This window comes from Capnocytophaga sp. oral taxon 332 str. F0381 (assembly GCF_000318275.2).
GTDB classification, from domain to species: Bacteria; Bacteroidota; Bacteroidia; order Flavobacteriales; family Flavobacteriaceae; genus Capnocytophaga; species Capnocytophaga bilenii.
Window position 1 is genome coordinate 18,108 of the sequence record NZ_KB291334.1, and the last position, 22,001, is coordinate 40,108.

A 22,001-nucleotide genomic window follows, 5' to 3' on the forward strand; every position below is an offset into this window, starting at 1 on the left:
GCTTATCCTTCGCTCAACCTTCGCTCAACCTTCGGTGAAGTGTAGGGGAATAAGATTTACCATATTGGCTCCTACATTATAGGCATAAATAGCCGAAGGTATTTTATTATTTACCCACCAAGGGTTTTCATACTGCAAGCGCGCTATTATTTTTTCAGTTGGAATAAGTACCAAGTGTTTCATTATAAATATTTTTTAGGTAAAGATAGTAAAAATAAACTTGATAACAAAGGTTTATTTTTACATTTTTGTACAAATAAGCTGTTTTGTATCGTTTTAAATGTTTATTTTTACAGGAGAATTGCACTTGTGGGTGGAATTGGCGATATCACAAAAAAAGCAATGTACCCAAAGAGGTACATTGCTTTTTAATATTTTCCCAATTCATATTTTTTTGGGGGATGTGGTATTAATCATTATTCTTGTCTTTTAAATAATAGATAATACAGAGGATTATAAAAGCAACACTCCCAAAAGTGGTGATATAAAACGTCAGCACAAAGAGAATAAAAAACAACATCGATGGGGATTCTAACATCTGTGGATATACCACTGCTGTCATACCAAAAATCATTATTATCACACTCGAAATGATTATGGCACCTCCCAACCAAAACAACCCGCGATGCCTATACAAAAAACCTATTGATTGTGTTTCTTTAGGAGAGTTCGTATTCTTGTTTTTGGCTTCATCTATGCGCTCATTGGTTTTATAATCCTTAGAATAGCTCATAACTATTGATTAATTTGTACTTGCGGATAAGGTATATTGATATTAGCAGCATCAAATCGGTTCTTCACTTCTTCCAAGCTGTTGAAATAACAAACGGCATAATCTGCAGACATACACCAATAGCGCAACGACAAATTTACTGAGCTTTCCGCAAGTTCTTCCACCATTACTTCAGGTTCAGGAGTAGAAAGGGCAAGGGGCTGGTCTTTAGCAATTTGCAAGAGCACTTCGCGCGCCTTCTGTATATTATCACCATAGCCTATACCCACGAGTATAAACACGCGGCGTTTCTCTTCCCTGCTATAGTTGATAATGCTATCGCTAAATAGCTGTGTGTTAGGAATAATTACCTGTTCGTTATTAGGCTTGTTGAGAGTGGTAGCAAATAAACCAATGTTTTTAACGGTGCCTTTTTGTCCTTTGCCCTCAATAATATCACCCACTCTGAAGGGTTTGAATATAAGAATCATTATCCCACTGGCAAAGTTGGATAGCGAACCTTGCAAGGCGAGACCTACGGCTACAAATCCTGAGGTGATAATAGCGATAAACTGTGTAGCGGGTAAGCCTATAACCTGTACAATTGTAAGGAACAAAGCAATGTGTAGCACCCAGCGTATCACCTGCAATAAGAAAGTTTGCAGGGTAGGTTCCACCTCACGTTTGTTCATCAGTTTGCTTACCATCTTCACAATGAAGTTTATCAAATACTTTCCTGCAAAGTATAGGGCAATAGCCCCAATAAGTGCTGGGGCAAATTTTATAAGGCTCGTAATCCACTCTTTAATAAGAGCTTCAAAATCTGCTGTTGAAAATTCTTTCATTGTAAAAAGTAATTATTTATCATTAGCGAGCTTTCATAGCTTCGTAGTTCTTTTTAATTTCAGCACGTTCAGCTTCACTACCATCTTCGTATTTATCCATCAGCTGCACCGCTTTTTCTTCAAGTTCAATCCCTTTTTCTTTACTCTCAAGCACATACACCAAATGTGCCAAAGTATCTATATAGAAAGGATTTTCGGGCTCTAATTGCACTGCGGCTTTTGCCCATTGGTAAGGTGCTTTTAGCTTATCCTTATCGGTATGGTCGTATTGATACACTTTCCAAGCGATATTATTAGCGCGGTTGGCAAAGTACATTTTGAAAGTTCGCCAGCTGTAGGCATCTTTAGATTCGGTATAAGCTTTGTCCAAGGCAGCAATTAAGTTACTGTCTTTTTGAGTGATATTGTTGAAATATTCAGCAAAATACACACCAGCACCTTCAGCATCGTTTTCGTACAAGAAATCTAAATAGTCATTAGGCTCATATACCCCCAATTGCAATCCTTTTTCATAGATACTTTTAATACGTGGTAATAGGTCTTTATTCTTTTCTGCCAAGTTTTCTAAGCCATTGCATTGTTGCTTGTAGCTCACCTCTATAGCTCCTTTTTCTATGCGTTCACTATAAGGTATATAATCTTCATCAGTAGCATCAGGGTCTTTGCCCAATACTTTTTTGTTATGAGCAGCAATTTCGTCTTTAAAGCGCAACAGATAATCTACTACATCCATATAAGTAGCTGTAGGAGTAGGAGTTTGGGCAAATACTTTTTCGTAGTATTCAGTTACGCCTGCCAGCACCAATAGTTGAGCGTATTTAGCATCTAAGTTCTTGTCTTTTAGGTGACTATCCACTACGCGTTTCCATTGGTTTTCAAGCATTGCAGGGGTGAGTTGTAGCTTGCGGAATCCTTTAGGGTTCTTCAGTTTTTCCAAATAGCTTTTAGTATTTTCTTCGTAAGTCTTTTGGTCATCAGCGTCTTGTTCTTTAGGACGATTTTCTGCCAATAAAAATATTTGTGAAGAATCATTGTTAAGGAGGTTGCTAAAAGTATTTTCTACTTCTTTAGCAGTACTTTTAGGGTTACCCAGTACCTTATCAAGTTCATAAGCTATAGCAAGGGTTTGAAAGATGTTTTCATACCTGCCATTTTCCAATAGGTCTTCGGCTTCTTGTTGTGCAATAGTACCTTCTTGGTGGTAAATTACATCTCCAGCAGCGTTTAGCAGTACCACTTGGTTACCACTGCCTATTCCTTTTTTTGTAAGCGTTTTAGCTTCTTTAGCAGTTGCCAAATAGAGTTCGTATCTAAACTTATTGCTGTATGCATACTCGTCGTCATCACTACTACCACTACTATAGCTATTTAGCAAGCTGTTAAATTCTTCTTTAGCTGTATTGTTGTTAGGCTGCAAAAATACAAATAGCAAACGTTTGTTTTTAGCAGCTGCCGCCAAAGCCTCGTTAAGCGATTTATGTTCTTTTACAGGAGCAATAGCGTTTTTAGATTTTTCAGGATTATATTCAGGGATATTACTTTCTTCTTCAAAAGCGATGAGGTGTTTCCATTTTTTCACAGCCTCAGTACTTTCAGGTCGCAAAGATAGCAAGGGCTCATTAGTAACCTTTGTAAATACTACAGGGGTTTCATAAATTTCAGGTTCGTTTAGCACATAATGTTCTGGGTTTTGAGAGTCGCGAACCAACTTTAGTGAGCGTGAAACAGCACCACGTGCATTAAATTGTATTTTTAGCGCATTGGTATTCTTACCAATAGCATATTTTTCTATTTTCACTTCAGCATTTTTGCCTTTGTAAGCTGTAGCATAAGCATTTGCTAAGTACAAATGCTCAGTACGAGGCACCTCTATTGTTACCTTATCGTCATTTTCATTGCCCTCTCCTTGTGCTTTGTTATAAAGGCTAACGTATTGCACTTCACCTTTATCGTCCTCATAACCAATGTATATATAACGTGTAGCCAAACCAAAGAAGTCATCTGAAGGCTCAAAACTAATCTGCAGTGCCGCACTATTGCCGTTCTCTTTAGTAAGAGTAAAGCTATCGGGGGTTTTAAGATCAATGGTAACCACTTCGTTGCTTACTGAATACACACCATTAGCGGTGATAATATCTACCGTATTATCATCATTAAAACGAAACTGAAACTGCTCTTTCGCCTTATCCGATTGGTATAGCCCTGAAGGCTTTTCGGCTTGCCCAAATGATAGCACGGGCAACAAAGCCAGTAATATAAAATACACTCTACTCATAATTATAGATTTTTATAGTTATTCAAAAAAAACTTGTGTATCTCCTGCCAATTTACTATTTTTGCCTGAAATACAAATTACTAATTATCCTATGGAAATCAATCTGCCCGATAAACTCTATTACAGCATAGGCGAAGTTGCGAAAGCCTTTGGCGTAAACACATCGCTCATACGCTTTTGGGAAAAAGAATTTGCCATTATAAGTCCGCGCAAGAGCACTACAGGATCTCGCAAATTTACCCCCGAAGACGTAAAAAAACTACAGCTTATTTATCATCTCGTAAAAGAAAAAGGTTTTACGTTAGAAGGTGCCCGACAACGATTGAAAGAAGAAAACCAAAAAACGCTTTCCAACTACGACCTTATCAGCAAACTACAACACATAAAACAAACTCTCATCGCTATCAAAAACGCCTTAGAGTAATCAAAATATCGAACTATGTGTCTGTGCTGTAAACTCTTCTAAAAACTTCATTCCTCTGTAAGAATTCCCCTTTTCATTCAGTTTTGGCGACCATACAGCTATGCTGTAATGGTTGGGCAACAATGCTACGATACCCCCTCCTACACCACTCTTGCCAGGGAGTCCCACCTTAAAAGCAAATTCCCCCGATTCGTCATAAAAACCGCAAGTCTGCATCAGGGCATTCACACGCTTAGTACAAGTTTCGGTAAGTATTTGCACCCTGTCGTGCATACGAATACCATCATTGGCAAGAAATGAAAATATATACGCCAATGACTTACAACTCAATTCCAGCGAGCACATTTTAAAGTAAAAATTCAATACCTCTATAGGCTCATTTTCTATATTCCCCAATGACTTTATGTAATAACAAAGTGCAAAATTGCGATACCCTACTGATTTTTCCGACTCGGCTACCAATACAGAGTAATTAATGCTATCATCGTTGGCTAAATCACGTACAAAATTCAAAAAATCAGCCTCCGCATCTTCCAGTATAGAGAGCAATATATCACACACCACTATAGCCCCCGCATTGATGAGCGGATTACGCGGTATACCATTATCTGCCTCCAGCTGCACCAATGAGTTAAACGAAGTACCCGATGGCTCTACATCCACACGCTTCCAAAGTTTATCACCTATAATACTATATGCCAAGCACAGCGATAGTACTTTTGCAATACTCTGTGATGAAAAACGCTCCTCACAATCACCCACCCCATACGACTGCTTGTTCAAACTATATAAATATACCCCAAATTTATTGGGGTCTACTTGTGCCAACTCTGGAATATATGTGGGTGCCGTACCCAAATTATCTTCCAAAAGCACCTGTTTGTAAATATCTTCTATAATTTTTGAATATTTCATATTTAAAGTACCACTACTTTTATCTCCTTTATTCGCTTCTTGTCAAAAGCTTCTACTATAAATTTATATTTCCCAAATTGTATGGGTTTGCCCTTTTGCGGGAAATTCCCCGATAGTTCCAACAAGAAGCCCGCAAGAGTCTCTGCTACACCCCGTTTTTCGTCAAAAAATACCTCTTCAGTATCGTCTATCTGCATAATCCGATAGAAATCCTTCATCACCGTTTTACCCTCAAATATAAAGGTATGATCGTTTATTCTCGTATATGTAACATCATCATCGTCAAACTCATCGTTGATGCTCCCCACAATTTCCTCTATAATATCCTCCAGCGTTATAATACCACACGTGCCGCCATACTCATCTACCACTACTGCAAGGTGTATCTTCTTCTCCTGAAACTCCTGTAACAAATCATTCAGTTTTTTATTTTCAGGCACAAAGAAAGCCTTGCGCATCACCTGTGTCCATTCAAAATCGTCTTTATCTAAGTGTGGCAACAAGTCTTTGATGTAAATAACCCCCGTAATATTGTCCAAATTCTCGTGATATACAGGTATTCGCGAATACCCAATGCGCAACACCTCACTAAGCAGCGCCCTAAAAGAAAGCGTATCCGAAAGAGCAAATATATCCACACGCGGCACCATTACTTCGTGCGTCTCGGTATTGCCAAAAGACACAATGCTCTCCAATATCTTCTTTTCTTCATTAGTAGTATCATCCACCGATGCCAGCTCCAACGCCTGTGAAAGCTGCCCCACCGATATATTACTTTTTCCCTTGCCCAAAAACTTCTGTACCCATACCGTAAAAGCCTTCATCGGCAGACTTATAGGCGTAAAGAACTTATCAAAAGTATATATAAAGTAAATAACTTTCCGTGAAAAAGCCAAGTTATTTCTATTAGCATATATCTTAGGCAAGATTTCACCACATAGTAAGAGCACAAAGGTAACCACCCCTATATTCATTACATCTTTAAGAATAGGGTTTTCTATACCACCAAAAAGAAATTCACATAAGTCTGCCGAGATTAATACAATAGATATATTTACCAAATTATTAGCTATTAGCACAGTAGCCAATAGTTTCTTCGGATTTTCTACTAGCGTGATTATCAAATCGGCTTGCGTAGTTTTCTCTTCTTTTAGGGTTTCAAGCTCTGTAGGCGAAAGTGAAAACAACGCCACTTCAGAGCCCGAAATGAGTGCCGAGCATAGTAATAATACAAAAAATACAGCAAATTGAATTACTAAACCTGTATCTATCGTCAGTAAAGGCATCAACAGCTGTATCGTCAGAGGTTCTATTTCCAAAATATTAAGGTTTTATTATTAAAATAAGGGAGTAGTACTCACATCTGGATCGTCTTTTTCTATTTCCGCCTGATATGAACTCCTTCCCTCACGCCTGTTTGGTAAAAAATTCACCTCACTGGCTTGTATTTCCGTCAGGTAACGCATAGTACCATCTTCGGCTTGCCATTTGCGTGTTCTTATTTTCCCTTCTACGTATATCAAATCTCCTTTATGAGTATAACGCTCTACTATTTCAGCTAATTTGTTGCGCACCACTATATTATGCCATTCAGCAGTTACAATACGTTCATTGGTCGCGCGGTTCAGATATTCATCATCTGTAGCCAAAGGGAACTGACCTATACAACTTCCTTCATTAAAATAAGTTAACTTTACCTTCTCACCCATTCTCCCAATGAGTATTACCTTATTCAAAGTCCCATTCATATATACTTAATTTCTTAAAATCTTTCTTTTCTCAAGGTCTAACCTCCAATCATTAATGACTAAGGTCTATTTGTAACCACAAAATTACAATATTTTTTATAACTACCAAAAAAACACACAAAATATTTTTATCTCTTTTTCCAAAAGCTCGCAATAAAGTTAGCAGTAAGTGCCGATACCGGATACTCGTGCAGTTCCTCCACTGTTATAGCATCGCTGAGCGTCTCCGTTTCTACAATCCAAAAGTGGGTATAAATATGCTGATGCGTCAGCTTGTGCACTATAGGCTGTTCGTTGTACAAGCTCAATGCTTTTTCGTCCGTGAGGGCAAGCTGTTGTTTAATAGTTGTAGCTGTAGCCACTTCAGTAGTTTCTATTAGCGGAAACTCGTACAATCCCTGCCATATATCCTTCGCTTCGCGCCGTTGCAATTGTGTTTTTTTATCTGCCGAAAGCCAAACTATGTAGTTGAAATAGCGTTTTTTTATCGTCAGCTTTTTCTCCTTTACAGGCAATACTTCTACTTTTTTATGCTGAAAAGCCCAGCACTTATCACGCAGCACACAGCCATTACAATCGGGTGATTGTGGCACACATTGCAATGCTCCAAACTCCATTAGGGCTTGGTTGTGCAAGCCTGCTCGCTGCTTATCGAGTAATAGTACCGCCAGCTCTTTAAATTCTTTAGCTCCTTGGGTACTATTAATAGCCGTTTCTATACCAAAAACACGTGATAACACGCGGTATACATTCCCATCTACTACCGCACAAGGCTCATTATAGCAAAACGAAGCGATAGCACTTGCCGTATAATCACCAATACCTTTTAGTTTCACCAGCCCCTCATAATTAGTAGGAAACGCGCCCTTCAGTTCAAAGGTTATATATTGGGCTGTGTGGTGCAAGTTTTTAGCTCGTGAGTAGTAGCCCAAGCCCTGCCATAGCTTCAGCACCTGCGCTTCATCAGCTTTGGCTAAGTGCTGCACGGTAGGGAATGTAGCAAGAAAACGCTCGTAGTAAGGCAATCCTTGCACTACGCGCGTTTGCTGTAATATAATCTCCGATAGCCACACCTTGTAAGGGTTAGTCGTTCCCCGCCAAGGTAGTGTGCGTTGTGCTGTAGCAAACCACGCTATGAGCCTGTCGCTAAACCACAAATGCTTATGAGTGTGTTTATTCGTAGGCATCTACACCAATACGGCTGTACCGCTGGCAGTAACCATTAGCATTCCCCCATTGGCACCTACAGTTTCATAATCAAGGTCAATACCCACAATAGCATTAGCGCCTAATTGTGTAGCACGATCTTGTATTTCTCTGAGAGCAGTTTCTTTACCTTCTATAAGCACTTGCTCGTAGGTAGTAGATCTACCCCCAAAAAAATCGGTAAGCGATGCCATAAAGTCTTTTATAGCATTAGCCCCTATAATAGTTTCACCTGTTACGATACCCAAATATTGTTTTACAGGTCGTCCTTCAATTGTAGGTGTTGTTGTAAGAATCATCGTTATTAATTTTTAGTAGTTTCTTCTGTTTTTTTATTTTCTTGAGCGTCATCGGTACCTTTGGTAGCATCTTTAAATTCTTTGATACCTGTACCAAGACCACGCATCAGTTCGGGAATTTTTTTACCTCCAAATAGCAGTAATATAAGTGCTACTATTATAATTACTTGCCAAGGTCCTACCATTCCTAAAAATATACTCAAATTCATAGTTATTGTTTATTGTTATTTTTAAATTCTATGCTTTTTATAATTGCCTCAAGCTCAAACATTACATCGCGTTTAGGCATCTGTGGGGCATACATAAAGCCCTCTACCACAAGCAAGCGGTTGTTCTCCTGATCTTCAATAATATAATTGATATAAGGACCGCCCAACGCAAAGTTTTTCACTTCCCATAAGCCCTTGCTTTCTATTGTTTTTCTATCTTTGAAAGTGAAAAGCTTAATGCTGGGAGCAAGATAACTTTCGGTAACCATATACATTCCTTTTTCAGGACCTGGTATATAGAGTTTTCCTATAGAATCGCGCATCTTTACGATAGCCTGTGCTCTTGCCACCCCTTCGTTGGGAATACTCCCCAAAGGCATTTCGTAAAGAATAACACTTGCTTTGCCTCCTTTAATGTCGCGTTCTATCCAAAAGAAATTAGTTCCATATTTATGCGATTTATACAGCGAAGGCATTTTTAGCTTTACCCCTAAGGTTTCTACAGTAGCTGTTTCAGTATTCAATGAGTTCTCAAAGCGGTGTAGCGTTTCCTTCAGCTCATTTTCTCTAAACGCTTCTATGAGCTGCTGGTTGTATTCTTCTATTTTACAACAAATTTCGCGTATTTTATTCGTCTGTACAGTAGCGATAACTTGCGGACGGGCATACACATCTTCTTCTATAGTTACCTTTGGTTTATCGCCGCGTTGCACTATAAGTATATTACGGCTATTACGAGTATTGCCTTGAAATACTTGTGGTGGCATCTGGCGAAGCGTAAAAAGCGGCTCTTCATTGGGTAACCCATCTATAGCAGTTGCAAAATAACGCCTTATAGTATCGCCTACAGCACCTTTCCACAGCTCATCATCTATCACTACCGAAACTGTGTTTATCTTCCCTACTGATGCTGGCAAATACTTCTCGCTATTGCTACCCTTATCGGTGCAACCTACAAATAATAAAGCTGTTATCAAACTCAATAACAATTGTTTCATAAAAATATCTTTTTCCGTAAAAAACACCTGCCAAAATCGTTCCAAAATTACTTTTTCCGTAAAATATTTTTTTCATACGACTGCCCCAAAAGTCTTTAAAAGAGCATAACGCATTAAAATTTGGTTGAAGCGCCACCGCCACCTGAACTTCCACCGCCAAATGAGCCGCCCGAACCGCCACTCATTCCGCCAAAAAAACCTCCTGAGGCACCAATATTGCGCGGCTGTATATTTTTATATATTGTTTCTTTATGTACCCTACCACACTTTTTACAAGTAAATAAATAGTTGATAATGTAGCGATACGCACTTTCTCTCGTTTCTGTTTTTCTCACCTCTTGCGTATTGGTAGCTCCACAACCTTCACATACTATCGCTTTTAGCTGGCGGCGTTTCATTCTATCTACCACTATGCCGTAAAGAATAGCAATAGGCAGCAACAAAGTTAATGACAAAAATACAAGACAGCCAAAAGAGTTTCTATCTTCTTTCATCAGTGCATACTTTTTGTAGCCCGAAAAGTGAGGGTTTTTGCTTATTCTTTGCAAAGGGCGCAGCCCAAAGAGGTAACCCAAACTACTTAATATTCCGACAAAAACTAAAATCCCTTTTACAGCATTACTTTCTTTGTTTTTCTCTCCTTCGTAATACCGATTAGCAAAATCCGACTTTTTCTTGATGATTTTATCTACTTCAGTAGCTCCAGCAATAAGTCCTCCACCGTAATCGCCACCTTTCATTTTAGGAATCATCAGTTCAGTTTGTATGTATTTGCAAAGTCCATCGGGCAGGTACTCTTCCAGCCCGTACCCCACTTCAAAAGTGATTTCACGCTCATCGGGGTTGGTGAGCAATAAAATTAACAGCCCGTTATCTACTTTTTTTTCGCCCAACTTCCAATAATTGAAGAGCTCAAAGGCAAACTCACGAGCATCTGCATACTTCTCGCGGTCTATAGCTGGGAGAATAACTATTGCCATTTGGGTAGTAGTGCTGTCGCGCAATTGCCTGCTGATAGTGTTAAGCGAATCGCGTTGTTGCGTACTCAAAATCCCCTGTGGGTCAGTTACATAATGGGCAGCATTTTCTAATTGTACATTGGGTACTTGCTCTATGGTATAGCCTTTTGAGGGTTGTTCTTCAGCCTCAGTAGAGGTTTGCCCTATAGCGCACAAGGGAAACAAGGTTGCTATAAGGAGAGCGATAACAAACCTTTTCATTGTCGTAAAATCTTATTGTAATGCACTAAAATTCAAAGTCTGGGGCTTTGTTAGAGCCTGCTTCAGCTTGGTAATAAGCCACTTCTGTAAAACCTAAAAAACTCGCTACAAGGTTTTTAGGAAAGCTAAGCAACGATGTATTGTATACTTTAGCAGCATCATTATAACGCTTGCGCTCTACCGCTATGCGGTTTTCACAGCCCGCAATCTCTGTCTGCAACATCATAAAATTCTGATTAGCTTTCAGTTCGGGGTAGTTTTCACTCACAACCATCAAGCGCCCTAAGGCTTGTGAAAGTTCACCCTGTGCTTGCGATAGTTTTGCCATCGTAGCCTCGTCCAATTTAGAAGGGTCTATAGTTATTTGGGTAGCCCTTGCACGTGCTTGCATCACCCTTTCAAGAGTTTCCCTTTCGTGTTTAGCAAAACCTTTTACGGTCTTCACTAAGCTGAGAATAAGGTCAGTACGGCGTTGTAATTGCACTTCTATTTGCGCCCATTTCACTTTTACTTCTTGTTTTTGGGTTATCAGGCTGTTATAGGAACTAATAACAAACCAAGCTAATACTACAGCTATCCCTATGTAAATCCACTTTTTACTCTTCATAGTTCAATTAATTATTTTTTTGTTTTTTTCTATTTATTGATATACAAATTTCTTGCCGTCTTCGGCTAAATACACATTAGCAAATACCTCACTCGCCTCCTCCTTAAAAAGTTTTATATCGTTATACCGAGACGAATAGTGCCCCAGTATTAGCACCTCAGCATTAGCGTTTTTGGCAGTTAGCCCCGCTTGGTAGGCTGTCGAGTGCATCGTTTTGGCTGCCAATTCTTCGTTGTTTTTCAAAAATGTAGCCTCGTGATATACCACTCTTGCTCCTTTAATCTCTTCCGCCAAAGCCTCAAAATACAAGGTATCACTACAAAAAGCATAACTCTGCGGCTTGTGAGGGGCAAATGTCAGTTCTTCGTTAGGTATTATCGTTCCGTTTTCCAGTACAACGTCCTTTCCGCTTTTTATGTTCTGATAATCACATTTTTCAATAGAAGGATAGTTGCTTATCGCTGTCATATCCAGTCGGCGTTCGCCTTCTTTTTCCTGAAAGAAAAAGCCGTTGGTATACACTCTGTGGCGTAGCGGGATAGTACGTACCAGCACTTTATCATCTTCGTACAGCACTTCTGATGTGTCTCCCGATAATTCGTGAAAGTACAAGGGAAAAGGTGTATAAGCCCCACCCAATTTCAGCACCAACAATACAGCTTCTTTGATGCCCTTAGGCCCGTAAATATGCATTTCGGCTTCTCTGCCCAAAAGCTGAAAAGTAGAGATAAGCCCAAAGAGTCCAAAGAAGTGGTCTCCGTGCAAGTGTGAGATAAAGATATGCTTAATGCGTGAGAACTTGGCATTGGCATTGCGCAAGGCTATTTGGGTAGCCTCACCGCAATCTATCAGGAAAAGGTGCCCTCTCATTTCTAAGAGTTGGGCTGTAGGTCGTGCATTGTTACGAGGGGTAGCACTATGGCAACCCAAAATGGTTAGCTCCATAACTCACGTTCTATTTCTTCTAATTCTATAAGGTCAAGGGCTTCTTGCACAGTGGGGACTATATTTAGGGTACTATCTGCCTCAGCCGAAGCAAGTGCTGCACTCACTACCACTACCGATTTTCGGTGTTGTTCATTTTGTAGTTTTGCGATAGCCAGTAGCGGCTTTAAGTCCTTTATATTCCAATTTTCATCGGGGGATAGAGATAGGATAAGGTGCTGAGCACCAAAGTCTCCAGCTTGTACCCCTTGCGCTAAGCCAGATAAATCTTCTTTTTTTAAGGTTATTTGGGTCATATTCTTTAGTCGTCAGTTCGTGAGATTATCAGCACCCTCTTTATTAATTGATAAGGTCAAAGCCCGTGTATTTCCTTAATACTTCGGGAACTACAATTCCTTCGGGGGTTTGGTAGTTTTCTAAAATACCTGCCAACACACGTGGTAAGGCAAGCGAACTTCCGTTGAGGGTGTGTACTAAGCGATTTTTGCCTTGCCCATCTTTAAATCGCAATTTTAAGCGATTGGCTTGGAAGGTCTCAAAGTTAGACACCGAGCTAATTTCTAACCATTTTTGTTGTGCGGTAGAATACACCTCAAAATCGTAAGTAATAGCCGAAGTAAATCCTAAGTCGCCACCACAAAGTCGCAAGATGTGATAAGGCAATTGTAGTTCATTTAGAATACCTTTCACGTGTTCTACCATAGCATCGAGGGCTTTATAAGAGTTATCGGGGTGCTCTATGCGTACAATTTCTACTTTATCAAACTGATGCAAGCGGTTTAGCCCGCGCACGTGCGCTCCATAGCTACCCGCTTCACGTCTGAAACAAGGAGTATAGGCAGTACAAAGAATAGGCAAGTCGTTTTCATTGAGGAGCGTATCACGGAAGATATTGGTTACAGGCACTTCCGCAGTAGGAATTAGGTAGAGGTCGTCTAAGCCTACGTGGTACATTTGTCCCTCTTTATCAGGAAGTTGCCCCGTGCCATAGCCTGAAGCTTCATTTACCACGTGGGGTACTTGGTATTCATTATAGCCTGCTTCGGTGTTTTTATCTAAAAAGTAGGTAATAAGGGCACGTTGCAATTTAGCTCCTTTGCCTTTATAAACAGGAAAACCTGCCCCTGTGAGTTTTACGCCCAATTCAAAATCTATAATGTCGTATTTTTTAGCCAATTCCCAATGAGGTAGTGCATCGGCAGGTAAATTAGGAATAGTACCTGCTTCGTAAACTACTACGTTATCCGCTTCAGAAGTTCCTTCGGGAACCAAATCGCAGGGGATATTAGGAATTCGGTACAAGAGGTCGTTTAGTGCAGCTACTGTATCGTTTAGCTTGTCGGTAAGTGTTTTAATATCGTCTTTCAAAGTCGCCGATTCTGCTTTTAAGGCATTGGCTTTGTCGGTTTCGCCTGCTTTAAAAAGGTTCCCTACTTCTTTAGATAGGGTATTAGATTTTGCAAGTGTTTCGTCCAGTGCCAGCTGTGTGCTTCGGCGTTTTTCATCAAGGGTGATAATTTCGTCTACAAGTGCTAATTCTTTAAAATTACGCTTTTTAAGTCCGCTTATTACGCGGTCTTTTTCTTCTCTAATAGTGTTTAGTTGCAACATAGTTTTTAGGTATAGATTGTTGTTATTTCTTTTTGTTCCAGCGCAATATGCTCGATGGTTTTTTATATTTTTGGGTAATTGCAGTTACAAATTCGGTGGTGGCAGTGAGAATATCATCACTTTTCATAAAGTTTTCGCCTATCAAGAATCCCTGATAGCCGTATCCTTTGAGTTCTTTAACAACTTTAGGGTCGGAAATACCACTTTCAGATACTTTTACGTATTGCGAAGGTATTTTCATAGAAAGTTCTTTGCTCACATCGGTACTTACCTCAAAGGTTTTTAGGTTTCGGTTGTTTACACCCACTATGGTTACTTCGCTGGTGAGGTGTGAGGCTACTTCTTCGGCATTATGTACTTCTAAGAGTGTTTCAAGCCCTATAGAGTGAGCATAAGCGGCAAAGTTTTTCACTTGCTCTGGGGTAAGCACTGCGGCTATGAGCAATACAGCATCGGCACCATAGGCTTTGGCTTCGGTTATTTGGTAGGTATCAATTACAAAATCTTTGCGCAGTATAGGCAGGGTGGTGTTGGCACGTGCTACCAATAGGTCGTCCAATGAGCCTCCAAAGTATTTACCATCGGTGAGTACCGAAATGGCAGCTACTCCTGCTTTTTCATAAGCCTGCACCACCTCAAAGCAATTGAGCGATTGGTTTATCACTTCTTTGGAAGGGGAACGGCGTTTGTGTTCGGCAATGATACCGCTGGCGTTGTTCTTCAGGTTTTGGGCAAGCGAGTTACCTTCGCGCTCAAAGAGTACGCTTTGTTGTAATTGGGCTGTGGGTATGAGGCTTTTTTTGTAAGCTACCTCCCGCTCTTTGTCGGTAATAATACGTTCTAAAATAGTCATTTTTTTGTTTAGTTGTTAGATGTTTTCCGGATAAACCAAGAGGCTGTCCAAAGTCTTTAAAAGTTATTTACAGCACCTTCCTCTTTGCGTCACACACTTTTACAAACTTTAAGTGTTTGTCTAAGTTTATATAATCAATCACCTTTACTTATAAGAGCAAATTTCTTTTTGCTCTCGTAAAACAAAACTTTTTCGGGCAGCCTCTTCCAAAGCTCTATAACGCTGTTAGGAATGCTATAAGTCCAAAAATGATACCTGGTGCATTAGCAAATATTATAGGCATATCACGTTTTGGCTTTTTCAGCAAGCCGTAAGCAACCCATAGGGTGCAGTTGATAGCAGCTACCAAAGGCTGTATGGGGTTGCCTTTGTGTCCTGCAAGGTTATCAGCAATTTGGGGTATGTATGATACATACATTCCTACTGCCATAATAGCGGCTGCATAGCTGAGCACTGTAAAAAACTTGTTGTTTTCCATATTGAATTATTTTTAAAATTTTCTTTTTTTTCTGTTCACCTAAAGGCTTTAGGCTAATCAGTATAATCGTCTTCTATGGGGAGAAGGAAAACTTCTTGGTTGATGACTTTTTGGGCAAAGGAAGCGATAGAATTATCAGAAAGTTCTTGCCTAAAGGCATCTCTAAAGGGTTTTACGCTCGCGTGCATAGGGCAGGGCTTGTCGTCTGAGCATTGTTTTAGGCTCATCACGCAGCGAATAAACTTATCAGCTTCGCCTATTTGTTCCACTACGCTCATCAAAGGGGCTTCTTTTTCTTGGTCGGATAGCCAAAATCCTCCTCCTGGTCCTTTATTAGAGCTGATTACGTTTTTTCTCGCAAGTGTTTGTAATATTTTTGCCAAGAAGGGTGAGGGTATATGGAGCGCTTCGGCTACATCTTTTACGCCTATTTTACGTGTAACAGATGAGTGTACTGCTAAATAAATTACTGCATTAATGGCGTACTTGCTTGAGTTGGACAGCATAATTATTCTTTTTTATTATTGTTATTGTTTGTCTATCTGCCTGCTAATTACTAATTTTTGTATTTCGGTAGTTCCTTCGCCTATGGTACATAGCTTGGAATCTCTAAAGAATTTTTCTACAGGAAAGTCTTTAGTATATCCGTAACCTCCGTGTATTTGTACAGCTTCGGTAGCTACGCGTACGCATACTTCAGAGGCGTACATTTTTGCCATTGCCCCCGATAGGGTTACGCGCTGGTGATTGTTTTTTTGGTATGCCGATTTGTGTAGCAAGAGCTCAGAGGCTTCTATTTCAGTAGCCATATCAGCAAGTTTAAACCCTATAGCTTGAAGGTCTATCAGGCGTTTGCCAAACTGCATTCGTTCTTTGGCGTATTTAAGGGAAGCCTCGTAAGCACCTTTAGCGATACCCAAACTAAGTGCTCCTATTGAAATGCGCCCGCCGTCTAATATTTTCATTGCTTGAATAAAACCGTCACCTACTTCGCCTAAGCGGTTGGCATCGGGTATGCGGCAGTTATCAAATATCATTTCGGCAGTTTCGCTGGCGCGCATCCCAAGCTTGTTTTCTTTTTTGCCTGCACTAAAGCCTGCTGTTCCGCGTTCTACAGCAAAGGCAGTGATGCCGTGTTTGTCGCCTTTTTCGCCTGTACGTGCTATAACTACGGCTAATTGTCCGCTTTTGCCGTGTGTAATAAAGTTTTTAGCTCCGTTCAGTACCCAGTGATCGCCGTCTTTCACCGCAGTAGTTGCCATACCGCCAGAGTCCGAGCCTGTATTGTGTTCTGTAATCCCCCAAGCGCCTATCCATTCGCCTGAAGCGAGCTTGGGTAACCAGCGTTGTTTTTGTTCTTCGTTGCCAAAACTTAGTATATGGTTAGTGCATAGTGAGTTATGAGCTGCTATAGAAAGCCCTATAGAGGGGTCTACCTTTGAAATTTCGTCAATAATTGCAATGTAACAGTGGTAGTCTAATCCTGAGCCGCCATATATTTCGGGTACTAAGATACCCATAAATCCTAAGCTTCCTGCTTTTTTAAATACTTCTACAGGGAACTCTTGTGTTTCGTCCCATTCCATCACGTGTGGGCGTACGTACTTTTCAGCAAATTCTTTTGCTGCTTGTGCTACCATCTGTTGTGTTTCCGAATAACTAAAATTCATTTATTATATTCTTTTTTTACAATCTAATTTATTAGAGGGGGCAGGGGGCTCATCCTTCGGTGCGAGCCGCACAGGCTTTTATCCTTCGGTGCGAGCCGCACAGGCTTTTATCTTTCGTCACATACTCGGCTGTGCCAGCTCGCCGACTTTCCTTCGCTCATCCTTCGCTTATCCTTCGCTGAAGCTATGCTTAAAATCACGAGGCAAAAATACAAAATATTTTTGAAACTGCAAAAATTAGTAGTTAGTCATTAGTCGGCGTACAAATACAGTTGTAGACGTTGTATGCGCTGGGGGCTGAAGCCTTCTATTTGTAGTAAATCTTCTATTTTTTGTATTTTTCCTAAAGAAGATCGGAGGGCTACTATCTTTTTTCCTTCGCCGTAATTGATGTAGGGTATCTTAGATAATTGGTACATATTGAGCTGGTTGATGTCTTTTTTTTCTATTACAGGGGCTGTTTTTACTTCAAAACGCTGGGCTACGCGCTCATAAACTTCTTTTTCTAAATGATATACCTCTGCTACTTGCTCTATATAGGTAAAACCACCTAATTTTTCGCGGTATTGGAGTATGCGTTTGGCAAATGCTTCGCCTATGCCGTAGATTTTCATCAAAGTTTCGGCAGTAGCTGTATTGATGTCTTCTTTAGGGGGCAACTTTGGTTGCTCATATGTCTTTTTCGCTTGTGCTGCCCAGCTGGGAAATTTAAACGCCGGACTTATCCTTGCCAATACGCTATCACTTACTTTGGTAATTTGCTGAAATTCTTTAGCCGAATTGAGGTATTTGTCTTGCGCCCTAAAGGCTTGCAAGCGGTCGTACTGTGCGGGTGTAAGTCCTATTCTGAAGGCTTTGTAATCGGTAAGGAAGTTGGGGTTGAAGGGGTAAATAGTATCGTGCTTGTGGTGAGAGGCAAGCGAGCGCAGGGAGTCTATTTCGCTGTCCAAACTTGTTACTATGTGGTTGTTGAAGTCTCTTTTTTGCTGGTTGTAGTAATAGAGTAGTACTTCGGCTGCTGTTATCAGCACGCATACTATCCATATACCGCGCAATTGTTTGGGTGATAGGGGCATTATTAGCTGTTAGTCTTTAGAGGTTAGTTTTTGGTTGTTAGGTACTGGGGGCTAACGCATCATTTCGTGTGCCCAAACACGCTTGTACTGAAAGCCTGCAGCGGTGAGTATCTTCTCTTTATGAAGGTCTTCAAGGTAAGCGAGTTCGCCAGTGTATAGTGGTTTGCTAAGGCATTCTACGGCTACAGCAGGCTGGTTGTTTTCGGGGCGCAAGAGCACATCTATAGTATAACCGCCAAAGTGATAATCCTGAGTAATATCGCTATCGGGGTGTTGTGCTTTGAGCTTTTTATAAACTTCGTTCTTGAAGTGGCTTTCTGCCCTATGAGCTGTATTGTTGTGCTTATGCCCATAGCGGTCTAATTCGGCAAGGATTTCTTGTCTCGCACTTTCGTTATTATCGCTCACGGCTTTGCTGTATGCCAAATAAGCATATAGCACGGCGCGCCTATTGTTGGCGCCCTCTTGTGCCAAAGCATCTTTATAGGCTGCGTAAATTTCTTGCGGAATAGAGTTGCACACATATATTTGTTCTTTGGCACGAGTGATGATTACATTCAGCAGCTTATAACCTTTGGTATGGTTTAGAGGACCAAAGGCTTGTACAAATTTGCCGTCTTTCTTCTTGCCATAGGTAACCGAAAGGATAATCACATCGCGCTCATCACCTTGTATGTTCTCAAGGTTTTTGATGAATAAGCCTGCTGCCTCAAGTGCAGCGATTTTCTCACGAAATGCCTTATTGGCAGGGTCGTTTTGCTTTTGTAACAACTGCTTGCGTATGTAATTGCGCTGGGTGATGTTGAAGGTAGCTATCCCCACAGAGGGGTAAGAGCCATCAGCGCGTGCAGGCAACTCCTCCAATAGGCGTAGTACCTCAGCCGCTTCTTCTTTATTGATGTGTTCATCAAAAACCCCGTCTACTTGCTTGAATACTATAGGAGTAAATGCCTTTGTATTGGGCAAAGGGCGCAAGCGGGCGTTATAGAATGCGTGATTAGAGAAATCTATCAGGTGAGGGTGTTTAGAACGGTAATGAAAATCTAAATGGTTTTTATTGAATTGATATTCAAGAGCGTAGTCCAACAAAGACTCTATATTGAGCATCGCATCTTTATAACTAATTACCTCACCTTCACTTTCGTCATCATCTTCGTCTTCGGCAGTACCGTCAAATACTTTACTGAAGTAGTTGGAAGGAGGCATCTGGTGTTCATCGCCTGCAATAACTACAGTTTTGCCTTTGAGCATCGCTGGCAAGTTGTCTTCCAATTTCAACTGACTTGCCTCGTCAAACACTACATTATCAAAATAGAAGTTTTTGCCTTCAAACAAGTTACAACAAGCATCGGGGGTAGTGAGTACTATAGGAAAGAAGTTAGTAAAGAGATTCACATCGTGCATCGCAATTTGGCGCAGCGGCAAGCGGTTGTGCTTTTCGCTCTTGCGCTTGTTGTACAAATTGGCTACCGTAAGTTCGTTATGACTATCCTCAAAGGCTTTTACAGCCAAACGCTGCTGCTCATTCCAATAGTTTTCTATAAACTGTTGTTGGGTAGCGGCAAAGTCTTTCAAGAGGGTGTCCAAATCGGAATAATGGTGAGCTGAAAAGTTTAAAGACGCATCGGCGTGGTGCTGCAATAACAGCGGGTAGTATGCCATCAGCAATGAGGCTTCCCAATGCGTTACAGATTGTAATAGCTGCACGCACTGTTGTTGGAAAGCGGTAAGCGACAAATACCATTGTTGCCACTCATAAATGAGTTTCAGCGGGTGAGCGGCATCTGCCTGATATTGCTTGTAGGTGCTCACTACTTCTTGCAGGGCTTTGCTGAACTCGGCAAAGGTATTCCCCCAGCTGGTGCGCTTTAGCCACTTGTCATTAGTAAGCTGTGTTTTAAGCTGTTGCACTTGCGATTGTAGCGTTTGCAAACTAACATCAGCAAAGGCAGCATTATTGAAACCCAAAAGGTTTAAAGCCGCAAAGTCTTCAGATATACGTTCGTCAAAATTAGCTTGTAAGGCAACTATTCGCTGCAGATAATCGGCAATAACAGATTTGTTGTGATAAAGATTTGCCGTAATATCTACAGGCTGCAAGTTGGGATGCGTGCTCATTGCCTTCACTGCTGTACTGATAGCAATAAGGCGTTCTTGGGTGCGCAATACTTTTTTCTTCGCTCCCGAAAATACCGAAGCCAATTTATAAAAGAAACCTGCTGTTTTTTCAGGCTGATACACCTCCGAATTTTCGGGCAGCATAGCGGTGAGCAGGTCGTATTCGTTGTGATAAGCGGTAAGCTCTTGCAGCTGGGCGTCAAACTCTTCTTGGCGTTTTTGGTGGTAATATTTGCGGTAGTTCTCTACGGTGTCGCCTATGGCTTGGGCTTGCTGCTCGTATTGTTGGAAAGCCTCGGCTAAGAGCTGTTGTGTGGTGAATAGATTCTGGGCAGTAAGGGTAACAGGATTGAAGAAATCACTTGCCTTATAAGGCTTGAAAGCCTCATAAAGGCGTTGCCCCTGCTCCCACAAAGGGGTGAGCATTTGCCATTCTTCATCGGTAAAGGCAAAGTGTAACCCTGTGAGGTTTAGCTTTTCGGCTTGCGGCTCGTGCTGCATCATTGCTGCAACTATATCCGTCCACGTTTGTCCTGCTATCAGCACTTTATTTAGTTTCTCGTGAATAGCATTGATGTGCTTTTTGTGCTCTTGCATAGCCGCAACTTGCTTATCAACAAGTATTTCGCTTACATTGCTAGAAGGTTTCCTAAAATCCTGACTGTCAATAATATTACGTACAGCTTCCACTATCAAGCGGCGGTCGGTAACGGGGTCTTTTATCATAGTGCAGTAGTTGCCCAGTCCCTTTTGCTGTAAGGCGTTGTACAACACTTCCAGAGCGGTTTGCTTTTCGCATACCACTAAGGTTTTTTGTTTGTTTTGAAGTGCATTGATAAGAAGTGCCGTAAGTGTTTGGCTCTTGCCCGTGCCTGGCGGACCTTGTATGAGTATTTTGCGCTGCTGGCGCAGTTGTTCTAATATACTTTGTTGGGAAGGGTCGGTGGGGACAGAGGTAAGTGTTTGAAAAGTATCATTGGCAGCAAACTCCTCAGGTTTAAATTGCGTTATCAGGCACTGATAGTCGGCAATGATGTTTTGTTTCTGTACCTCAAAAAGCGATAATATACCGCATTTTTCTATCAAAGCATCCCCGCGATTAGGCAATAGAGCCTCATAATCCTGTTTAGTTTTCAATGCCCCCATAGCAGCTTTATCATCGGTAAGAAAATCCAATGACTGCTCTACTTTTAGCTGTTGCAGCAAGTCGGCGCAAAGGGTGTAAAGCTCGTTGGCATCAATAATGCCGTCTTCGAGCATCTCATCGGGAATGGGTTTCAGGCTAATACCCGAATCGTTTTGTAAGTGGTTGATGAGTACCTCGTTCAGGTAAATAGGGTCGTCTTCATTACGAGAGATTTCCCAAGTGTTCATCTGTGAGGTAGGTTTCATCTTTATTTGCCATATCAGCACAGGGGCAGCCGTAAGTTGCCCATCGTTACTATCGCGCCTTAGCAGTATGGGGTAGCCAAAGCCCAATGTATTTACACCTTTTTCAGCCCAAATTACCTCATTCTGAAAGATAAGGTTTTCCACACTACTCACTATTTTTTGTAGTAGCGCTTCCTCTTTCTCATTTTTCTTGCTATTTTCAATAGAAAAAGAGAATTTCACATTGCGCACACTCATCAGTTCTGTTACAAACTGTTGTGGCAGTGTAGGCACAATAGCCGATAAGCGCGCTATATCAAATTTATAGCGAGAATTGGCAGGCAAGGCGTTGAGATGTACTCCACGCCTGTTGCCCACTTTTAATTTGTTCTGAAAGGTAGCAAATACTTCTGGTGTCATT

General features: G+C 41.0%; 23 protein-coding genes. 1 reads left to right on the forward strand and 22 read right to left on the reverse strand.

Features of this window, described 5'->3' with window-relative positions; translation table 11 throughout:
- Positions 1 to 24: 24 nt before the first annotated feature.
- From HMPREF9075_RS13265 to HMPREF9075_RS09570, 4 genes are all read right to left on the reverse strand, one after another.
- Positions 25 to 183, reverse strand: a complete 159-nt coding sequence (locus HMPREF9075_RS13265; protein ID WP_009416360.1) for a hypothetical protein — start codon at positions 181 to 183, stop codon at positions 25 to 27.
- 226 nt (positions 184 to 409) lie between these two features.
- Positions 410 to 733, reverse strand: coding sequence for a hypothetical protein (locus tag HMPREF9075_RS09560; protein WP_009416362.1), 324 nt, complete (start codon positions 731 to 733; stop codon positions 410 to 412).
- A gap of 2 nt (positions 734 to 735) precedes the next feature.
- On the reverse strand, positions 736 to 1,557 hold the full coding sequence (locus HMPREF9075_RS09565; protein ID WP_009416363.1) for a mechanosensitive ion channel family protein: 822 nt from the start codon (positions 1,555 to 1,557) through the stop codon (positions 736 to 738).
- A gap of 22 nt (positions 1,558 to 1,579) precedes the next feature.
- Complete coding sequence (locus tag HMPREF9075_RS09570) at positions 1,580 to 3,832, reverse strand: hypothetical protein (RefSeq protein ID WP_009416364.1); 2,253 nt, start codon at positions 3,830 to 3,832, stop codon at positions 1,580 to 1,582.
- 91 nt (positions 3,833 to 3,923) lie between these two features.
- On the opposite strand from HMPREF9075_RS09570, the gene HMPREF9075_RS09575 reads away from it, so the two are divergent.
- The gene (locus tag HMPREF9075_RS09575) at positions 3,924 to 4,256 is read left to right on the forward strand and encodes a MerR family transcriptional regulator (RefSeq protein ID WP_009416365.1); all 333 of its coding nucleotides are present in this window, start codon (positions 3,924 to 3,926) and stop codon (positions 4,254 to 4,256) included.
- Here the strand turns inward: HMPREF9075_RS09575 and HMPREF9075_RS09580 are convergent, their stop codons facing one another.
- The 18 genes from HMPREF9075_RS09580 to HMPREF9075_RS09665 form a co-directional block, all read right to left on the reverse strand.
- Positions 4,257 to 5,171, reverse strand: coding sequence for a glutaminase (locus tag HMPREF9075_RS09580; RefSeq protein WP_009416366.1), 915 nt, complete (start codon positions 5,169 to 5,171; stop codon positions 4,257 to 4,259).
- A 2-nt stretch (positions 5,172 to 5,173) separates the two neighbouring features.
- Positions 5,174 to 6,457, reverse strand: coding sequence for a gliding motility-associated protein GldE (gene gldE, locus HMPREF9075_RS09585; RefSeq protein WP_009416367.1), 1,284 nt, complete (start codon positions 6,455 to 6,457; stop codon positions 5,174 to 5,176).
- Between the two features lie 51 nt (positions 6,458 to 6,508).
- Positions 6,509 to 6,919: a single-stranded DNA-binding protein gene (locus HMPREF9075_RS09590; RefSeq protein WP_009416368.1), complete on the reverse strand. Its 411-nt coding sequence runs from the start codon at positions 6,917 to 6,919 to the stop codon at positions 6,509 to 6,511.
- A 128-nt stretch (positions 6,920 to 7,047) separates the two neighbouring features.
- A complete protein-coding gene (gene mutY, locus HMPREF9075_RS09595) occupies positions 7,048 to 8,106 on the reverse strand; it encodes an A/G-specific adenine glycosylase (protein ID WP_009416369.1) in 1,059 nt (352 codons plus the stop codon).
- Positions 8,107 to 8,424 (reverse strand): YbjQ family protein, encoded by a 318-nt coding sequence (locus tag HMPREF9075_RS09600; RefSeq protein WP_009416370.1) that lies wholly within the window; start codon positions 8,422 to 8,424, stop codon positions 8,107 to 8,109. It abuts the gene before it with no gap.
- Between the two features lie 5 nt (positions 8,425 to 8,429).
- Positions 8,430 to 8,633, reverse strand: a complete 204-nt coding sequence (tatA, locus tag HMPREF9075_RS09605; protein ID WP_009416371.1) for a twin-arginine translocase TatA/TatE family subunit — start codon at positions 8,631 to 8,633, stop codon at positions 8,430 to 8,432.
- A gap of 2 nt (positions 8,634 to 8,635) precedes the next feature.
- Positions 8,636 to 9,631 carry a DUF4837 family protein gene (locus HMPREF9075_RS09610; RefSeq protein ID WP_034557468.1) on the reverse strand — a complete coding sequence of 332 codons (996 nt, stop codon included), beginning with the start codon at positions 9,629 to 9,631 and terminating at the stop codon, positions 8,636 to 8,638.
- Between the two features lie 113 nt (positions 9,632 to 9,744).
- A complete protein-coding gene (locus HMPREF9075_RS13575) occupies positions 9,745 to 10,851 on the reverse strand; it encodes a TPM domain-containing protein (protein ID WP_009416373.1) in 1,107 nt (368 codons plus the stop codon).
- 25 nt (positions 10,852 to 10,876) lie between these two features.
- Positions 10,877 to 11,458 (reverse strand): LemA family protein, encoded by a 582-nt coding sequence (locus tag HMPREF9075_RS09620; RefSeq protein ID WP_009416374.1) that lies wholly within the window; start codon positions 11,456 to 11,458, stop codon positions 10,877 to 10,879.
- Positions 11,459 to 11,491: 33 nt separating this feature from the next.
- Positions 11,492 to 12,403, reverse strand: coding sequence for a ribonuclease Z (locus tag HMPREF9075_RS09625; RefSeq protein WP_009416375.1), 912 nt, complete (start codon positions 12,401 to 12,403; stop codon positions 11,492 to 11,494).
- Entirely contained in the window at positions 12,394 to 12,699 is a 306-nt protein-coding gene (locus HMPREF9075_RS09630; RefSeq protein ID WP_009416376.1) for a hypothetical protein, read from the reverse strand. Before HMPREF9075_RS09630 ends, HMPREF9075_RS09625 begins: the two co-directional genes overlap by 10 nt.
- A 43-nt stretch (positions 12,700 to 12,742) precedes the next feature.
- Positions 12,743 to 14,014 (reverse strand): serine--tRNA ligase, encoded by a 1,272-nt coding sequence (serS, locus tag HMPREF9075_RS09635; protein WP_009416377.1) that lies wholly within the window; start codon positions 14,012 to 14,014, stop codon positions 12,743 to 12,745.
- A gap of 22 nt (positions 14,015 to 14,036) precedes the next feature.
- Positions 14,037 to 14,867 (reverse strand): indole-3-glycerol phosphate synthase TrpC, encoded by an 831-nt coding sequence (gene trpC, locus HMPREF9075_RS09640; protein WP_009416378.1) that lies wholly within the window; start codon positions 14,865 to 14,867, stop codon positions 14,037 to 14,039.
- 214 nt (positions 14,868 to 15,081) lie between these two features.
- Complete coding sequence (locus HMPREF9075_RS09645; RefSeq protein WP_009416379.1) at positions 15,082 to 15,345, reverse strand: SemiSWEET family transporter; 264 nt, start codon at positions 15,343 to 15,345, stop codon at positions 15,082 to 15,084.
- A 53-nt stretch (positions 15,346 to 15,398) separates the two neighbouring features.
- Entirely contained in the window at positions 15,399 to 15,851 is a 453-nt protein-coding gene (locus HMPREF9075_RS09650; protein ID WP_009416380.1) for an Rrf2 family transcriptional regulator, read from the reverse strand.
- 21 nt (positions 15,852 to 15,872) lie between these two features.
- Positions 15,873 to 17,015 (reverse strand): acyl-CoA dehydrogenase family protein, encoded by a 1,143-nt coding sequence (locus HMPREF9075_RS09655; RefSeq protein ID WP_009416381.1) that lies wholly within the window; start codon positions 17,013 to 17,015, stop codon positions 15,873 to 15,875.
- A gap of 251 nt (positions 17,016 to 17,266) precedes the next feature.
- Positions 17,267 to 18,091: a helix-hairpin-helix domain-containing protein gene (locus HMPREF9075_RS09660; RefSeq protein WP_009416383.1), complete on the reverse strand. Its 825-nt coding sequence runs from the start codon at positions 18,089 to 18,091 to the stop codon at positions 17,267 to 17,269.
- Positions 18,092 to 18,142: 51 nt separating this feature from the next.
- Positions 18,143 to 22,000 carry an AAA domain-containing protein gene (locus tag HMPREF9075_RS09665; RefSeq protein ID WP_009416384.1) on the reverse strand — a complete coding sequence of 1,286 codons (3,858 nt, stop codon included), beginning with the start codon at positions 21,998 to 22,000 and terminating at the stop codon, positions 18,143 to 18,145.
- Position 22,001: the final 1 nt, after the last annotated feature.

What these genes read in the sequence shown, in the direction of transcription:
- tatA (WP_009416371.1), bottom strand. Translation starts at nt 8,633, where the DNA reads ATGAATTTGAGTATATTTTTAGGAATGGTAGGACCTTGGCAAGTAATT.
- serS (WP_009416377.1), bottom strand. Translation starts at nt 14,014, where the DNA reads ATGTTGCAACTAAACACTATTAGAGAAGAAAAAGACCGCGTAATAAGC.
- HMPREF9075_RS09570 (WP_009416364.1), bottom strand. Translation starts at nt 3,832, where the DNA reads ATGAGTAGAGTGTATTTTATATTACTGGCTTTGTTGCCCGTGCTATCA.
- HMPREF9075_RS09600 (WP_009416370.1), bottom strand. Translation starts at nt 8,424, where the DNA reads ATGATTCTTACAACAACACCTACAATTGAAGGACGACCTGTAAAACAA.
- HMPREF9075_RS09625 (WP_009416375.1), bottom strand. Translation starts at nt 12,403, where the DNA reads ATGGAGCTAACCATTTTGGGTTGCCATAGTGCTACCCCTCGTAACAAT.
- mutY (WP_009416369.1), bottom strand. Translation starts at nt 8,106, where the DNA reads ATGCCTACGAATAAACACACTCATAAGCATTTGTGGTTTAGCGACAGG.
- HMPREF9075_RS13575 (WP_009416373.1), bottom strand. Translation starts at nt 10,851, where the DNA reads ATGAAAAGGTTTGTTATCGCTCTCCTTATAGCAACCTTGTTTCCCTTG.
- HMPREF9075_RS09620 (WP_009416374.1), bottom strand. Translation starts at nt 11,458, where the DNA reads ATGAAGAGTAAAAAGTGGATTTACATAGGGATAGCTGTAGTATTAGCT.
- HMPREF9075_RS09655 (WP_009416381.1), bottom strand. Translation starts at nt 17,015, where the DNA reads ATGAATTTTAGTTATTCGGAAACACAACAGATGGTAGCACAAGCAGCA.
- HMPREF9075_RS13265 (WP_009416360.1), bottom strand. Translation starts at nt 183, where the DNA reads ATGAAACACTTGGTACTTATTCCAACTGAAAAAATAATAGCGCGCTTG.
- HMPREF9075_RS09660 (WP_009416383.1), bottom strand. Translation starts at nt 18,091, where the DNA reads ATGCCCCTATCACCCAAACAATTGCGCGGTATATGGATAGTATGCGTG.
- HMPREF9075_RS09645 (WP_009416379.1), bottom strand. Translation starts at nt 15,345, where the DNA reads ATGGAAAACAACAAGTTTTTTACAGTGCTCAGCTATGCAGCCGCTATT.
- HMPREF9075_RS09630 (WP_009416376.1), bottom strand. Translation starts at nt 12,699, where the DNA reads ATGACCCAAATAACCTTAAAAAAAGAAGATTTATCTGGCTTAGCGCAA.
- gldE (WP_009416367.1), bottom strand. Translation starts at nt 6,457, where the DNA reads ATGCCTTTACTGACGATAGATACAGGTTTAGTAATTCAATTTGCTGTA.
- HMPREF9075_RS09575 (WP_009416365.1), top strand. Translation starts at nt 3,924, where the DNA reads ATGGAAATCAATCTGCCCGATAAACTCTATTACAGCATAGGCGAAGTT.
- HMPREF9075_RS09610 (WP_034557468.1), bottom strand. Translation starts at nt 9,631, where the DNA reads ATGAAACAATTGTTATTGAGTTTGATAACAGCTTTATTATTTGTAGGT.
- HMPREF9075_RS09565 (WP_009416363.1), bottom strand. Translation starts at nt 1,557, where the DNA reads ATGAAAGAATTTTCAACAGCAGATTTTGAAGCTCTTATTAAAGAGTGG.
- trpC (WP_009416378.1), bottom strand. Translation starts at nt 14,867, where the DNA reads ATGACTATTTTAGAACGTATTATTACCGACAAAGAGCGGGAGGTAGCT.
- HMPREF9075_RS09560 (WP_009416362.1), bottom strand. Translation starts at nt 733, where the DNA reads ATGAGCTATTCTAAGGATTATAAAACCAATGAGCGCATAGATGAAGCC.
- HMPREF9075_RS09665 (WP_009416384.1), bottom strand. Translation starts at nt 22,000, where the DNA reads ATGACACCAGAAGTATTTGCTACCTTTCAGAACAAATTAAAAGTGGGC.
- HMPREF9075_RS09650 (WP_009416380.1), bottom strand. Translation starts at nt 15,851, where the DNA reads ATGCTGTCCAACTCAAGCAAGTACGCCATTAATGCAGTAATTTATTTA.
- HMPREF9075_RS09580 (WP_009416366.1), bottom strand. Translation starts at nt 5,171, where the DNA reads ATGAAATATTCAAAAATTATAGAAGATATTTACAAACAGGTGCTTTTG.
- HMPREF9075_RS09590 (WP_009416368.1), bottom strand. Translation starts at nt 6,919, where the DNA reads ATGAATGGGACTTTGAATAAGGTAATACTCATTGGGAGAATGGGTGAG.